General features: G+C 53.6%; 16 protein-coding genes. 3 read left to right on the forward strand and 13 right to left on the reverse strand.

Annotation, left to right across the window (positions count from 1 at the left end; genetic code table 11):
* Positions 1-121: 121 nt before the first annotated feature.
* From uvrC to PSTEL_RS21140, 6 genes are all read right to left on the reverse strand, one after another.
* Positions 122-2101, reverse strand: coding sequence for an excinuclease ABC subunit UvrC (uvrC, locus tag PSTEL_RS21115; protein ID WP_038698393.1), 1980 nt, complete (start codon positions 2099-2101; stop codon positions 122-124).
* Between the two features lie 545 nt (positions 2102-2646).
* Entirely contained in the window at positions 2647-2967 is a 321-nt protein-coding gene (gene trxA / locus PSTEL_RS21120; protein ID WP_038698395.1) for a thioredoxin, read from the reverse strand.
* Positions 2968-3396: 429 nt separating this feature from the next.
* Complete coding sequence (dnaI, locus tag PSTEL_RS21125) at positions 3397-4356, reverse strand: primosomal protein DnaI (RefSeq protein WP_038698397.1); 960 nt, start codon at positions 4354-4356, stop codon at positions 3397-3399.
* Between the two features lie 21 nt (positions 4357-4377).
* Positions 4378-5901, reverse strand: a complete 1524-nt coding sequence (locus tag PSTEL_RS21130) for a DnaD domain protein (protein WP_038698399.1) — start codon at positions 5899-5901, stop codon at positions 4378-4380.
* Positions 5902-6184: 283 nt separating this feature from the next.
* Positions 6185-6472 carry a Dabb family protein gene (locus PSTEL_RS21135; protein ID WP_038698401.1) on the reverse strand — a complete coding sequence of 96 codons (288 nt, stop codon included), beginning with the start codon at positions 6470-6472 and terminating at the stop codon, positions 6185-6187.
* 65 nt (positions 6473-6537) lie between these two features.
* Entirely contained in the window at positions 6538-7329 is a 792-nt protein-coding gene (locus PSTEL_RS21140) for an SDR family oxidoreductase (protein WP_038698403.1), read from the reverse strand.
* Positions 7330-7453: 124 nt separating this feature from the next.
* On the opposite strand from PSTEL_RS21140, the gene PSTEL_RS21145 reads away from it, so the two are divergent.
* On the forward strand, positions 7454-8356 hold the full coding sequence (locus tag PSTEL_RS21145) for a LysR family transcriptional regulator (RefSeq protein ID WP_052098787.1): 903 nt from the start codon (positions 7454-7456) through the stop codon (positions 8354-8356).
* A 33-nt stretch (positions 8357-8389) separates the two neighbouring features.
* On the opposite strand, the gene PSTEL_RS21150 is transcribed toward PSTEL_RS21145, so the two are convergent.
* Entirely contained in the window at positions 8390-8686 is a 297-nt protein-coding gene (locus PSTEL_RS21150) for a YuiB family protein (protein ID WP_038698405.1), read from the reverse strand.
* Between the two features lie 274 nt (positions 8687-8960).
* On the opposite strand from PSTEL_RS21150, the gene hemQ reads away from it, so the two are divergent.
* A complete protein-coding gene (gene hemQ / locus PSTEL_RS21155) occupies positions 8961-9713 on the forward strand; it encodes a hydrogen peroxide-dependent heme synthase (RefSeq protein ID WP_038698407.1) in 753 nt (250 codons plus the stop codon).
* Between the two features lie 95 nt (positions 9714-9808).
* Here hemQ and PSTEL_RS21160 read toward each other — a convergent pair whose 3' ends face one another.
* On the reverse strand, positions 9809-10063 hold the full coding sequence (locus PSTEL_RS21160) for a hypothetical protein (RefSeq protein WP_038698409.1): 255 nt from the start codon (positions 10061-10063) through the stop codon (positions 9809-9811).
* A 1-nt stretch (position 10064) separates the two neighbouring features.
* Positions 10065-11258 (reverse strand): NAD(P)/FAD-dependent oxidoreductase, encoded by a 1194-nt coding sequence (locus PSTEL_RS21165; protein WP_038698411.1) that lies wholly within the window; start codon positions 11256-11258, stop codon positions 10065-10067.
* Between the two features lie 309 nt (positions 11259-11567).
* On the opposite strand from PSTEL_RS21165, the gene PSTEL_RS21170 reads away from it, so the two are divergent.
* Positions 11568-12542 carry an NAD(P)/FAD-dependent oxidoreductase gene (locus tag PSTEL_RS21170; protein ID WP_156995929.1) on the forward strand — a complete coding sequence of 325 codons (975 nt, stop codon included), beginning with the start codon at positions 11568-11570 and terminating at the stop codon, positions 12540-12542.
* 147 nt (positions 12543-12689) lie between these two features.
* On the opposite strand, the gene sda is transcribed toward PSTEL_RS21170, so the two are convergent.
* From sda to PSTEL_RS21190, 4 genes are all read right to left on the reverse strand, one after another.
* Positions 12690-12833, reverse strand: coding sequence for a sporulation histidine kinase inhibitor Sda (gene sda / locus PSTEL_RS21175; RefSeq protein WP_156996083.1), 144 nt, complete (start codon positions 12831-12833; stop codon positions 12690-12692).
* Positions 12834-13128: 295 nt separating this feature from the next.
* Complete coding sequence (locus tag PSTEL_RS21180) at positions 13129-13791, reverse strand: YheC/YheD family protein (protein ID WP_038698415.1); 663 nt, start codon at positions 13789-13791, stop codon at positions 13129-13131.
* Between the two features lie 763 nt (positions 13792-14554).
* Positions 14555-14797 carry a P-loop NTPase family protein gene (locus PSTEL_RS21185; RefSeq protein WP_038698417.1) on the reverse strand — a complete coding sequence of 81 codons (243 nt, stop codon included), beginning with the start codon at positions 14795-14797 and terminating at the stop codon, positions 14555-14557.
* A gap of 35 nt (positions 14798-14832) precedes the next feature.
* Complete coding sequence (locus tag PSTEL_RS21190) at positions 14833-15618, reverse strand: Cof-type HAD-IIB family hydrolase (protein ID WP_038698419.1); 786 nt, start codon at positions 15616-15618, stop codon at positions 14833-14835.
* Between the last annotated feature and the right edge of the window lies 1 nt (position 15619).

The raw sequence follows: 15619 nt of genomic DNA on the forward strand, positions 1-15619 counted from the left end.
ATCAAAGCCTCTATTGTGCAGGGCTACCCGGCTCTTCCCCCCAAAAAAATGACCGCCCTTTACGTCATCATCAATAACGTAAAGGGCGGTCTTGCTTTTCATTCATATATGATCAATAGAATCAGACCGTCTCCTCGTCCTGGAGCGCGTCGAGTATTTGCCGGGCCAGCTTGTCGCCGATGGATAGCGGCCGGAAATCCTCCACGCTGGCCTCCCGGATCTTCTTCAGCGAGCCGAAATGCTTCAGCAGCAGCTTCCGGCGCTTCTCGCCGATGCCCGGGATGGAATCCAGCCGGGAGGTCACCATCGATTTGCCGCGCTGCTCCCGGTGGAAGGTGATCGCGAAGCGGTGCACCTCGTCCTGGATGCGCTGGAGGAGATAGAACTCCTCGCTGTCCCGGGCCAAGCGCACCGGCTCGGGCGGATCGCCGACCAGGAGTTCGGCGGTCTTGTGCTTGTCGTCCTTGACCAGCCCGCAGACCGGGATGAACAGGCCGAGCTCGTTCTCCAGAATGTCCACGGCGGCCGAAATCTGGCCGCGTCCGCCGTCCACGACGATCAGGTCAGGCTGCGGGAGGTCTTCCTTCAGCACGCGCTCATAGCGGCGGCGGATAACCTCGCGCATCGTCTCGTAATCGTCGGGGCCCTGAACGGTCCGCACCTTGTATTTGCGGTACTCCTTCTTAGCGGGCTTGCCGTCGATGAAGACGACCATGGCCGATACAGGGTTCGTCCCCTGTATGTTCGAGTTGTCGAACGCCTCGATGCGGCTCAGGTTCTCCAGGCCGAGGCTTTGGCCCAGGCTCTGGGCCGCTCCGGAGGTGCGCTCTTCGTCCCGCTCAATCAGGCGGAACTTCTCCTCCAGCGCCACGCGCCCGTTCTCGCAGGCCATGCGCACCATTTTCTTCTTGTGGCCGCGTCTTGGCACAAGCACCTTGACGCCCAGCCATTCCTGCAGGGCGGCCGCTCCTCCGGCGGCGTCGACTATGCCTTCGGCGGAGGCGTCCCTGGCCTCGGTTACGGCCGCTTCGTCCGCGGCCGTCTCCTCCTCCGCGTCATCCTCCGCGGAGAGCTCGGCTGCGCCGCCGCCGGAAGCCGCGGTTGCCGCCGCGGCTTCTTCATCAGGCTCCGGCGGCAGCACCGTCGCCGCATCCTTGACCTCCAGCGCCTCCGGCAGGAGGATTTCCTGCGGCAGCGCCGGATTGTCGCTGTAATACTGCGTCACATAGGACATGAAGTCGCTGTACGCTTCCCCGTAGAACGGGAAGCTGGAGGAGTGGCGCTGAATCATTTTTCCCTGCCGCATATAGAGAATCTGTACGCACATCCAGCCCTTGTCCACAGCATAGCCGAACACATCGCGGTCCTTCGTGTCTGTCGTGTTGATGTTCTGCTTCTCCATCAGAGCCTCGATGTGGATGATCTGGTCCCGAAGTTCCTTCGCCCGCTCGAAATACAGCTCCTCGGCCGCCTCCTGCATCTTCTGCTGAAGATCCTTCTTCACCGCCTCATGACCGCCTCCAAGGAATGTTGAAATGTTCTGGATGATCTCGTCATATTCCGGCTTCTCCACTTCCTTCTCGCAGGGGGCGAGGCACTGGCCCATATGATAATACAGGCAGACCTCCTTCGGCATCGTCTTGCATTTGCGCAGGGGGTACATCCGGTCGAGCAGCTTCTTCGTTTGCTGGGCCGCATAGCCGTTCGGATACGGTCCGAAATATTTCGCTTTATCTTTAAGCACCCGTCGTGTCACTTCAAGGCGCGGATGGCGTTCGTTCGTGATTTTGATGTAGGGAAAAGTCTTGTCATCCTTCAGCAGCACATTATAGCGCGGCATATGCTTTTTGATCAGGTTGCACTCCAGAATGAGCGCTTCCATGTTGCTGCCGGTCACAATGTACTCGAAGTCGCGGATGTCCGCAACGAGCCGCTGGGTTTTGCCGTTATGGCTGCCCGTAAAATAGGAGCGGACCCGGTTCTTCAGCACCTTCGCCTTGCCAACGTAAATAATGGTCCCTTGTTCGTTCTTCATCAGGTAGCATCCGGGTAAATCCGGCAGCAGCGCCAGCTTGTTGCGGATGTTGTCGTTGTAGTCCACGGTTTCCCCTCCTCAATCCTCCCCACTGGGGAGGACTCCAAGGGCTCCGCCCTCTGGACACCCTAAACTGGCGAACGAGTGGCGTTTGAGCTCCTGGGTAAATGACTGGCTGTGAATCAAGCGGTCCTTCTCGCACGCCGCCCTGCCGGGCTGCGTGCTCGGGACTCTTTCATGCGGCGCTCCTGCTTTGGCTTCGGCGTAATCGTATACGACGTGGCCTGCCCCCCGCTCTCCCTTCGGGATTCGCTCTACTTCGGCGCGCTGGGCGGTGCTTTGTCCAGCATACGTGCTCCCCCCGCTCTCCCTTCGGGATTCGCTCTACTTTGGTGCGCTGAGCGCGCTATGTTCAGCATACGTGCTGCCCCCCGCTCTCCCTTCGGGATTCGCTCTACTTCGGCGCGCTGGGCGGTGCTTTGTCCAGCATACGTGCTGCCCCCGCTCTCCCTTCGGGATTTCCTCTTCTTTCATAGCGCACAAAGCGCCTCCGGTATGAACCGAAGGCGCTGGATGGGCGCGGGGCCCGGACATGCGGCGGTATGAATCAATTATTGATGCTTGGCGACGATGTTCTTGAGGGATTCCTTGGAGTTCAGTCCGACTACTTTATCGACAGGCTGGCCGTCTTTAAAGAAGATCAGGGTAGGAATGCTCATCACGCCAAATTTGGAAGCCGTTTCCGGGTTCTCGTCTACATTCAATTTGGCGATTTTAAGGCTGTCGCCCAGTTCGCTGGACAGTTCGTCCAGGATAGGAGCCAGCATTTTGCAAGGACCGCACCAAGGGGCCCAAAAGTCCACGACTACAGTACCTTCGCCTGTTTGGACTTCGTTATTAAAGGTTTGGTCAGACACGTTCACGATTGCCATGATAAGTTCCTCCTTAAATGGTAGTGACAGTCCAAGGCCGGTTTCATAACTCCTTCATATACCGGCAAGAATGGCGGTCTTCAGGAATCGCAAAAGACTGCGAAACTGCTCTGTATATGTCGGTGTTCTGCGCCGGAGCGGATGAACTGCCCGTTCTATGCAGTTGCGGAGCCGCAAAGACTTGCGGTAATCCGGTATTCAAAAAGCCGGTATTGTGAACTGCAGCATGTAAGTATGATAACCAGATTGCCATTTACCGACACATAATCAGTATAACATAATTTGAACCAATATGTGAAATGTCACATCTTTTTGAAAAAGATATGGTTTCCACTTCCAGTACGGTATCTAGAGGGTTCAGCATAACGGAATGAACAACAGCAGTCCGCCACCCGGATCTGCCTTTGCGTATGACTCGGATATGCTGTCTCAGGAGCGCGACAGTCCCCGCTGATTCTCTCCGACCAGCTGCACGACCTCAACATACGGTGAGATGCGGTTCATCAGCCGCTGGCCTTTATGGATTTCCTCGCCATCCTTGCTCGTGAAGCTGAGATGCTTCTCCAGGCCCTCCAGCGGATAATTGGACGTGTAAAATGTCGGTTTGCGTTCCATCCGGTAATTGAGGATTGGTCCCAGGACATGATCACGCGCCCAGGGGTTAAGGTTCTCCGCGCCGATGTCGTCGAAGATCAGCAGATCGCAGTTCTTCAGTGTATCGACTGTCTCTTTCAGCTTGGCGCCGTCCGTCATCATCGACTTCAGCTCTTCGATGAAGTCTGGCATGTAGACGATTACGCCGCTGTATCCCGCAACGGCCAGTTCATGAAGCAGATAGCACATCAGGAACGTCTTCCCCGTCCCGAAAGATCCGTACAGGTACAGGCCGCGCGCGGACAATCCGCTCTCCTTGACGCTCCCGATATACTGATACAATCGTGTTACCGCCGGAGCGCGCCTCGGGTCCTTGCCCATAATCTCAATCTCATCATACCCTTCGTTCAGCACCCGCTCGTCGACATAGAAGCTGGTGATCCGGCGGCGAATCCGCTCCTGGCTGTCTCTGGCAATCTGAAGCTGGCAGGCGGTCTTCCGTTCATACAGATCCGGGAATCCTCCGGCTGTCTCCACGGTCAGCTTGCTGTAATGGCCCTGGAAGTCATTAGGACACTTATCAAGCCCGGGACAGCTCGCACAATTCCGGGCCTCCTCCACATATTGATACAGGCGGGGCAGATGCAGCCTCAACCTGGATTCGTCCAGTTCAGGATGCTCGGCTCTCAGCCGGAGCACCAGTTCATGGTTCAGAAGCTCACGCTCCAGATCCCTTGATCGCAGGCGTACAGCGGGATTACTCATCGAACGAAGCACTTCGCCCATCGATTCCATCCCCACACACCTCTCTTTCGCTTACGGCGTATCCGCCGCTCCTTTTTTCTTGCTGGCCTTGATGCTGGCGGCCATCTTCATCATCTCCGCGAATTCCTCCTCGGACACAGCTCCCGCCTGTCCGTCGTCCACCGCCATCTGGATTTCAGGCTTGGCCGGACGGGCTCCCGATTTGGCATAAGTCCGCTGCCGCGCCGAAGATCCCGCGCTGCCCTTGCCCTTGACCTTGGATTGATCGCGTATGTAGCGTACCGCCTTCTCGTATGTGTTAACCTGCTTCACCAGCATGTTGGAGGCGATCGCTTCCACGAAGTTGCGGTTGATCCGCTGCTCGCCCTCCGACGCCACCATCGTCATCAGATAGTGGATCAGAATGTTGATCACTTCCTCCGGAAGCTTGTAATTGCTGTCGATGCTCTGGAAGATATCCATCAGTCCGCCCGGTACCGCGCCGGGAAAGAAGTTCTCGAGCATACGCGTATAGGGCTCGTTGCGAAGCATCATATTATATTGGTGAATGTCGCACTTTGAGAGGAATTGCGGAGGCACCTCCACGTAATACTCCATCTCTACATGATGCTCCTGCGGAAAAGCCTCCTCGTCTTCCTGCCCGGAAGCCCGCAGCGCCACCACCTTGGCGGCCGCTACTTCGCGCTGTTCCTTGCGCTTCATGCCCTGCCGGAATTGCTGGCTCGCCCGGTGCTGGATCACATCCAGCATAAGCTCGCCCTCCTCCGAGAAGGCGCCGTCCTCATCCAGCAGCCGGCACAGATCCTGAGCGCCCAGCTTGTACTTGTGAGCAACATAGTTGATGACGCCCATCTGCTCGAAATCGAAACGCAGCTTCTCGACATGGGCGCGATTGACCGACTCACGCGGGAAGCGCAGAATGAGATCGCTGTATCCGATCGCCGGCTTGCCCTCCGTGCTCTTCTGGGGCTGACGGACAGAAGCCACTTCAGTCAGCGCCTGCTCCAGCTCATAATCGATAACATGCGTGTTCAACTCAAAAATATCATAGAACGGCCGCGAGATATTCTCCTTGCCGACGGCTCCCCGGCTCCATTCCTCCGGCTCCCGGCTCCAGAACTGCTCTCTGAGGGACAGAACGGCGAATTTGCCGACCTTGTCGCGGAGCAGCAGCGTCAGATGCTGGGTGGAGAAGAAGTCGTTCGGAGACAGCGGCTGCAGCAGCTCGTATTCGTACATATAATCTTCCGACTCCGGAACAAATATCCGGCTGGTCTGAAGCAGACCGACGGCTTCCAGACGGGATGCCTGCTCGATCATCATTCTGCGGCCCTTCTCGTTCGGCTCAACGCCCAGCGTCAGAAACAGGCGGCGCTGCGGTTCCGCGGCGGAGTACCCGATGCTTTCTGCGGGAACATGGCTGAAGAGCAGACGGTACAAGCCTATTGCAAAAGCGCCGACCATAGGCTGATAAATCGAATTCAGCATACGCTCGTCGACGGGACTGAGGCCGAATTCGCGGGAAACGCAGTACCGATGATGCTCGGTGAAATGATGCAGATGCTGGATATGCATCTTTCGGAACCCCCCAAAAATTCACGAATTCATAATCTTGTCTATGACAAGTAGAGTTCTATTCTATCATAAATCGACAGTCTGGAAATGTGGAAAAAAGCCCAAATCAGGCGCTTTCTAGGGACGTTTCGCATCCGGCCCCCGGCATCCTGTATCTTGCTGGATTTTTGGGGCTCTGTTATGAAAAAAAAGGTGAAACGGCCGCATCCCGGATAATCCTCCGGAATGCGGCCGTCTTCAAGCGCCTACTCTATTATTATGCCGGGCTCCATGCTCATATAACTCAGTCTTGATATAGCAGCGAAGCGCCGGATTCTATAACGCCCTGCATAAATGCCGACACCTCGACATGTATGGGATGTATCAAATAAGCCTCGTAATCCTCTATGGACCGGAAACGGGTAATCAGCATCAGGTCAAAGGCTGATTGTCCGGTTCGGACTTCCTCCCTAACTTCGATCCCCGCAAGATTCTCAATCTGTCCTTTCATGCCGAGCAATCTTTCCCGGACGCGGCTTCTTAATTCAGGGCTGTTGTTCTTCAGCTTAATTAGCAGATTATTCGTAAGCATTTAGGAAGCTCCTTTCTCCTAACCAATGTGCTAAATCCAGGATATCTTAATTCCGCTCTTTCCTGTTACACGGCGGGAAGCGTCCCGCCATCGATCACATACTCGCTGCCGGTGATGGAGGCCGCCCTGTCGGATGCCAGAAATGCAACCAGCTCCGCTACTTCCTCCGGATATCCTGGACGGCCAAGCGGGATGCCGCCAAGCGAATCCATCAGCGCATTCAGTGCCGTTTCCCGGCTCCCCGTGTCGGCGCTCAGCCTCTCAATTAACGCATCGGCAGCCTTGGTCTGGATGAAGCCAGGAGCTACCGTATTGATTCGCACACCCAAAGGGGCGAATTGCTTGGACAATCCCTTGCTGTAGGTGGTTAACGCCGCTTTGGCCGCTGCATAAGCGAGTGTCGCCTCATACAAGGGGAGCCGGCGCTGAATGGAGGAAATATGAATGATGACTCCGCTTTTACGCTCAACCATGCCTGGCAGCAGACCTCGGTCCAGCCTGACCGATGCAAGCAGATTGGCGTTCAATGTCTCCTGCCAATCTTGATCGCTTAAGGCGAGCGCTCCTCCTGAAGGAGCGGACGAACCGCCGACATTATTTACCAGAATGTCCACTCCGCCCAGACATTTCACAGCCTCCTGTACTACCTTGTCCGTTCCTTCCGCTGTACTGATATCCGCTTCAACGAATATTCCCGGGAAGCTCCCCGGTTCAGGCGCCGAACGGGCCGTAATGATAACGGTCGCGCCGGAATCCGCCAGTCTTTTCGCAATCGCAGCTCCCATCCCCTTGGTACCGCCAGTTACCAGCACGCGTTTTCCGGCAAATTCCTTCTCTCCCGCATTATAAAAAGCCATAATCTCATCTCCTTGTATCATGTGCTTCGATCGGACAGCTACATCATACAATGGACTTTTTGATTAATCTATTTTATTATTTTCATCAAATCATTGAATAATAATCATGAAAGGACAGTCCCTAATGGAACTGACTCAACTCGAATATTTCCTGACGGTTGTCCGTCACCAGCATTTGACCAAGGCGGCTGAGGAACTGCGGGTAACCCAGTCTGCCCTAAGTTATGCTATTTCCAAGCTTGAGAGCGAAGTGGGTATCCCGTTATTCGACCGGACGGGGCGCAATATCCGGGTTAATGCCTACGGCCTCATGTTCGCCAAGCGGGTGGAGCAGGGACTCATGGAACTGAAATCGGGCATTCATGAAATCGCGGCCTATACAAACCCTGATACCGGAATCGTGAACCTCTCTTATCTCAATATTTTGGGCGCCGAGCAGGTTCCGCGGCTCATCAAACGCTATCAGCTCAAGAGGCCGGGCATTAGATTCGAGTTGACGCAGGGTAACTATGACGTGATCAACGCCCATCTTGAAAGAGGGTACTCGGATTTGATGATAACATCCAAAGAGGCGGCTGACGACCAGTACGAGTGGACATCGATCGACACGGTTCCGCTGTACCTCGCCGTGCCTGACAGCCATCCCTTTGCGTCTCGCGGATCAATCAGCCTTCGCGAGATTACCGGTGAGCCTTTTATCGGAATGAACAAGAACTGCGGGCTTAAACGAACACTGGCGGCCCGGTTCGAGAACACCGATTTTGAGCTAAACGCCCTGTACGACGCCGAAGATTTAATCACTGTCGCTGGTTTCATCTCCGCTGGACTCGGGTTGTCCGTGCTTCCCAGAATGACGGGGCTTCTGCTGGAAGGCATCTCCTGGCTCCCGATTGAAGAGAAGGGCTGGATGTGGGAAATCGGCCTTAAATGGAGAAGAGACCGTTATCTGCCTCCAGCGGCCCGCGGATTTCTGGACTTTATTCGAAGCTGTTACCCGGAACAAGTGAAGACCGTTCCTCCGGCTTAACCCGTGAAAAGACTTGGCAGCCTTGCCTTAACCCTACAACATTTTATACCCGCCAAGACGTAGACGTCGGATCACCCTGCCGCTGAGCGCCGCTCCGGCCAACCCGGCAATCCCGGTCGTATAGTCCGCAGGGCGAAAGGACGATAAATGCTCCCACGGGGACGCCGAGGAACGGTCCCATATCGAGTATACGATCACCGGCAGGATCAAGAGCACATAGAGATAGACCGGCAGCCAGGTGGTCTTCATCAGCATGTTGAGGATAAATCCGATAAGGAACATCATGACACCAAACAGAACGGCCAGCCCAATTACGGGGATGAATCCCATCCATTCCCCACCTCTTTCTTCCTAATTATAAAGCGCTCTCAAAACAACGTTCACAACCTCGCTCCAGAGTCATCATTAATTCCGCTTGTCGGCACAGTCAAGTACCTTCAGAGGATACACACCGAAGGAGTCAAGACCAGGTTATTTCAGGATAGTGTACTTGAAAATGTCAGCGTGAGCAATAAAGTTTGAAGGAAACGGATTCAGTCCGTTTGATTCAGCCGTCCCGCTTGCGCTACAATGCATAGAGGACAATCAATTGAGGAGTGATCACATGAATGAAGCCGCTTTGACGCTGGAAGGATGGTATGCGCTCCATGACTTCCGCTCTCTGAATTGGACCGCCTGGACGGCGGCCGATGACGAGGAACGCGCTGTGGCTCTGGATGAATTGAACGCTTTTGTACAGGAATGGTCCGGTGTGGAGGAGGCCAAGCTCGGCAGCTCCGCCTGGTATTCGATCGTCGGGCAGAAGGCCGACTTCGTGATGATGCATCTTCGCGAGAGCTTGGAAGAGCTGAACAAGCTGGAGACCGCTTTTAATAAGACCGCATTCGCCCGCTTCACATCCAAGGCTTATTCGTATGTCAGCATTGTGGAGCTGAGCAATTATAACGCAAGCGGAGACAATGGCGGCGACCCGATGCAGAATCCGCATGTCGCCGCCCGCCTGAAGCCGGTGCTGCCGAAGGCGAAGCATATCTGCTTCTATCCAATGAACAAGAAGCGCGAGCTGGATGACAACTGGTATATGCTCGACATGGCGAAGCGCAAGGAGCTGATGTACTCGCACGGCCTGATCGGACGCGGTTACGCCGGCAAGGTCAAGCAGATCATCACAGGCTCGGTAGGCTTCGACGACTGGGAATGGGGAGTCACCCTGTTCTCCGACGACGCCCTGCATTTCAAGAAGCTCGTCTATGAAATGCGTTTTGACGAAGTCAGCGCCCGGTACGGCGAATTCGGTTCGTTCTATGTCGGCAACCTGCTTGATTTGGAGACACTCGACGAAATGCTCAAAGTATAGACAGAACCGGATTACATCTTCGATTGAAACACAACAAAGGGTGCCTCCCTGGCGTGATACACGCCTTGGACGCACCCTTCTTTATTCCGAGCTATTTAAGACTCGGATACCTCTTCCCCATCCTGCAGAGCCTTCAAATAATCGGCAGTGGCCCGGTCGCGGGCACGGCTCTTCTCCTTCAGCCGCTCGATTGCGGGAAGGATCAGGATGTCCACTTCTTTCTGGACGATATAGGCCAGTTCATACCGGCTCTGGTCCTCGAGGTAAGAGCCGACCTCCATCAGGCCGTTATACCGGTCAAGCTCCTCCCGGGTCAGAAGCCCCCTTACCTGCACGCTGCAGTGGCGCATTTTACAGGAATCTGCCTTTCTTCAGCACCAGCGGAATACCGCCGATAATGAACAGGTAGCGCATATCGACAACCTTCTTCAACTGCGCGGCGAACCAGCCCTTGTACTTCTTGTCCCCGACAACGGCAATGCCTTGGCCTTTGCCCAGGGAAGCAACCGTACCCTTGTTGCTGAACACGAATTTCTTCGACTGCTGTCCGCGAATCGCAGCTACCAGATTATGTGCGCAGCACTCGCCCTGCTGCATCGCAATCTGTGCTGTCGGCGGATACGGACGTCCTTCAGGACCCATAACGAGCGAACCGTCGCCGATGATGAAGATGTTGTCATGTCCTGGCACACGCAGGAACTCGTCCACCTTGACGCGTCCGCGCATCGCCTCGAAGCCTGCGGCTTCGATCAGACGGTTGCCGCGGATGCCGCCTGTCCAGACGATGGTCGATGCCTTGATTTCTTCGCCTGTTGCCAGCAGAACAGAACCCGGCATACATTCCTTGATCGCAACACCGATCTTGAACGTCACGCCCTTCTTGACCAGCACGTTCATCGCATGCTCAACGAGCTCCGGAGCGAAGCCCGGGAGCGCGGTTGGAGCGGCTTCCACGTTATATATGTTGACCATGCTCGGATCAATGTCGTATTCCTTGCACAGATCCGGAATGCGGTCTGCCAGCTCGGCAACGAATTCGATTCCGCTGAAGCCCGCGCCGCCGACAACGAAATTGATATGCTCCTGCGGGTTGCCTTCATTCTTGTATTTGGCGAACTGGTATTCAATATGCTCGCGAATGAGGCGAACGGAGTTAATGCTGCGGATCGTCAGGGCGTACTTGTCCAGTCCCGGGATACCGAAGGTCTCCGGTTCTCCGCCAAGCGCGATAACCAGGTAATCGTAAGACAGGGTGCCGTCCTCCAGAATTACTTTCTTCTGCTGGGTCCGAATCTCCTGGACGGAAGACTTCACCAGGTCGATTTTGAACTCGTCAATCAGCTTGGAGATCGCAACTCGCGAGTGCTCAATGCTGTCGGTACCTGCTGCGGGCATATGAAGATGGGTTGTAAAATAATGATACTCGTGACGGTTGACGAGCGTGACATCCGCCTCATTGTAGTTCAATGCCTTCTGCAGACGCTGTGCGGTCAAAATGCCTCCGTAGCCCGCACCTAGAATAACGATTTTGGGAATGCTGTTCATGTTCCGGCTCCTTCCAACAACCATACAGATTTTCTCTGCTTTATTTTTGTGAAATCATACACATGGAATTAGAATAAATTCCAATAAAACTTAAAGGATTCAAAAAAATATCATATGTATTTTAAATAATATCGTGCTATTTAGCAAATAGCAATTGTTATCAGACAATCCTGAAATCCCCCGTTTTCATGCCTGACTGTCTCTTTGCAGGATGGGTCGGCTGTGGTTATAATGAGTTAGTATGGCAAATTGATTATATCAACTCGGAGGTGTAAAAATCCTGTGACTTCCCAGCAACCCGACATTCCCATGAGTGACCTGCTAATCATCGGCGGAGGTCCGGCCGGCATGTTCGCTGCGTTCTACGGCGGTATGCGCCAGACTACCGTTACCTTAATAGAAAGTATGCCCCAACTGGGCGGACAGCTTGCCGCTCTCTACCCGGAGAAGCATATTTATGATGTGGCAGGATTTCCAAAAATAACTGCTCAAGAACTGGTAAACAATCTTTCCAGTCAAATGAATTTATTCCAAAGCAATATCCGCCTGGAGGAAAAGGTCGTATCCGTCGCTAAACAAGACGAGCGGCATTTCATCGTTACAACCGACAAAGCGGAATACCACACGAAAGCCATTATCATTACTGCAGGCGTCGGCGCTTTTGAACCACGGCGTCTGGAGACTCCGGGTGCGGAACGGTTCGAGAAAGCGAATCTTCATTACTTCGTAAGCGATCTGAATTCGTTCAAGGACAAGAAAGTGCTTATCAGCGGCGGCGGAGACTCCGCGGTTGACTGGGCGCTTATGCTGGAACCGGTAGCCGCTGAGGTTACGCTGATTCACCGCCGCAACAAGTTCCGTGCACATGAGCACAGCGTGGAGAACCTGATGAATTCCAAGGTCAAGGTCATTACGCCTACCGAGATTACCGAACTTCATGGGGATGGATTTATCGAGAAGGTTACGCTCACGGATGTGAAGACTAAGGAGAAGCAGGACATTGAAGTTGACAGCGTTATCGTTAACTTCGGGTTTGTCTCTTCGCTCGGTCCCATCACCGACTGGGGAATTGAGATCGAGAACAACTCCATCGTCGTGGATTCACGGATGGAGACCAGTATTCCCGGCATCTTCGCAGCAGGGGACATCACCACATACCCTGGCAAGCTGAAGCTCATCGCCGTCGGCTTCGGAGAAGCTCCGACAGCCGTCAATAACGCCAAGGTGTATATCGATCCCGAAGCCAAGCTGTCCCCGGGACACAGCAGCAATCTGAAGCTGTAATCGCCGGCGGTCGTTATGAATCGGTGCTAAATACAACAAAAAGGGTATCCCGAGGGGCAAACGATTTCTCGAAGCTCATCAGGATACCCTATTTCATAACAGCAGCGGTTTAATGATATGTAGTTCGTCGTTACCGGGTCTAAACCACTATTGGAGCACCGCATCTTCTGGAGAGTGTAAGTTCCGTTTAAGAATTTCAACAAGCAACAGTGCGATAAAATCATGCTCCAGCTGAAGTTCTATGGCTTTGTGATAAGAGTCAAGCAACATCTCATCCGATAATTCCACCACAACGTTCACCTACCTTTCCTTTATTTGGTTCTCTCTAATCATAGCAAACTATCTATTTTCGAACAAGTGTTCCTAATATCCACAGGAGCATGTGGAAATCCTGTGCATAGAATGTGTATAGTGTTCATTTCCTCGATTAAACTGCAGTGGAAGTTGGGGATAAAAGTTATACACAGGATTTTTCAACCTTTGGTAGTATAATAAAAAAATTTCCTTTTTTCCATTACAAATTTTCGAATATTCGAGTTTTTTTGTCTATAATTTTATTATCGGAATATTAAAGCGTTTTCTTTATCTATTGGGGTCTAGTATTTACTTCCAGTATCCAAATTCGCCCTGAACGATCCACAGCGTAGTCAAATCCGAGCTCTCCGATTCCCGGAAAATGACGCTCCATCACCTCGATGCAGACCCGAGTCAAATTTCGCATTTCTCTCTTCTTGGCAGTGGCTTTCAGCTTCGGGAGCGAGCGCCGCAGCCCTTCATAACAGGTCATCATGGCTCCTCCCTTACACAGGTTGGTCACGAACAGACCGGGTCTGGCCAGACGGCCAACCATGGAACGAAACTCCCAATGATCGCCGTTCTTCACCACCTTCACCCGATAGTCAATCGGACGGCTCCCAATGCTCGCCAGCGCGATGCCCTGCTGGATCAGATAACGCCGTTTCACCTTGGCCCGGGACAGCGCCTTCTCCATTCCCGCGAAGCTCCCGAACACCCGGGTCACCGACATAAAGGTGAAACCGTAGCCTCTGGCGTCATGGAACACTTTGATGACACCGTATCCGCCTCCGCCCACAATTGGCTTGATCACAACGACCCCGTACCGGTTCAGCATGGAATGCAAGGCGGTGCCGCTGTAAGTAACCGTTCTGGGTACATAGCCGCATATCCGTTTGTCGCTCAGCAGCGCCTCCGTCTTCCGCCATTTGCTTGCCAGCTGTCTTCCTGCCATTACGTCCCTCTCCTTTCTCACAAGCCTGCTATACTGTACGCTCACCTCTCCCGGTCTTCCTGTATGATTGTCCGCCTGAGACAGGCATCTATTGAAAAGAGGCATCTGTGCTAAGGGAACCGCCTTGAAGCGGGGCTGCATCGGTTACTGGGCCCTTCCTCGATCATGCACGGCGTGCTTCAAACTTTTATCCGAATGCTCCGTGTTTGGTATTTTAGAAATGGAGAAGATTTCATGGAGGAAATGTCGAATGGCAATGGCTTGGCTGTTCGGAGGAAATGCGGATTGACCGAGGCGGGAACTTCCGCAGCTCTGTCAGCGGATAGCTGTTGCTCTGTACACGGGGATCAATAGGAGAGGGCGCGAAGTGGATTTTACAAAATGAGAAGGGTCTCTCGAAACTGACGAATGAGGCCCGTGCCACGCATGGCTGAGAACGAAGATGTGATGCAGCCGCAGCTGAAAGTCCGGTTCTTCATGCAGAACAAAATACTGCCGGAAGGCTGTTAAGATCAAGCCTGCCGGCAGCAGAAGCAAAAATTGGCGAATTGTCTCGATTCCTAGAATAAAGGAACTTCCTGTCACCCCATTTTTCCTAATAGGATGGTTCACATAGGATCGTTCGCAGCGCGCTTGCACAGGTATCCCGGCTGTAGCTTGAGTTATCCAGCATACATGTCTCGATGTCCAGAAGACCGAGAATTTCAAGCTCCCGTTCCTTGCGCTCCAGAAGCACCTGAATTGTGCCCTCAATCCCTGATACTCACGCGCCCGGCCGAAGCCCTTCCAGCATTCCAGCGATCCCGGGAACCCTCGCCTTCAGCGCCTCGAACTTCCCATTCATATAACAGGCAACTCCGTCATAATCCGCCGGATGATCAAGATTCCCTTCCAGATACAGCTGCGCCCCGATGCCCTGTTCCGTAAGCACCTGTGCCGTAAGCTGTGCGACTGTCGATTTTCCCGAGCCGGGAAGTCCTTCGATCAGAATAAAACGGTGATTCATAAAATCCCCCCTCGTGTATCGTCTTGCTGTCAGGTTCACCCTTCCAACAGTAATCGCTCCAATACTAGGGCGACTCCGTCCTGGTCATTGCTGTCCGTGATCTCTTTGCTCATACTCTTCAATTCATGAACCGCATTGCCCATGGCAACCGGCCAGCCGCAAATTTGGAACAGCCCGATATCGTTATAATCATCACCAAAGGCTGCGACATGTTCAAGCGGAATATCCAGTCGCTCGCATAGCCTGGTCAGCGCATTCTCTTTCGAAGCCGCTGTGGACGATATTTGCACCAGACTGCCGTTGTCCGTAACCAGGATATTCAGCCGTGTCCCGAATTTCTCAATCAACGGCTTCGGATTCACTTTGCCAGAATAGAGAATTTTGGTAGCCTCCCGTTTCATCAGTTCCTCAACCGGCATGACTTGCGGCCTGTCTATGACCTTTAGCAGCGTCTCCTCCGGGTAAATCTTATGGCTCAGCCAGACATCCATAATTTCCAGACTGATATCCAGATCCGGCTCACAGTCCAGGCAATAACGCAGCACCTCGGCGGTAAGCGAAGCTTCAATCGGATCATGATGATCGATGCCGGTATGCCTGCATTGGGTATAAGCCCCGTTATAGTAAATGAAGGAGCCCCACTCGATAAATTCTTCCGGAAGCAGTGCCTTTACCGCTCTCGGAGGACGCGCAGTTGCAAAGATGATTTTCATGCCGCGCATATAGCAGTCACGGACTGCCTCAAAGCTGCGGGCAGATACGGTTTTTTCCGAGTTTAGTAGAGTGCCGTCCAAATCAAGCACAACAGCGGAACAGTTCACG

Origin of the sequence: Paenibacillus stellifer, from assembly GCF_000758685.1 — a bacterium.
GTDB classification, from domain to species: Bacteria; Bacillota; Bacilli; order Paenibacillales; family Paenibacillaceae; genus Paenibacillus_AQ; species Paenibacillus_AQ stellifer.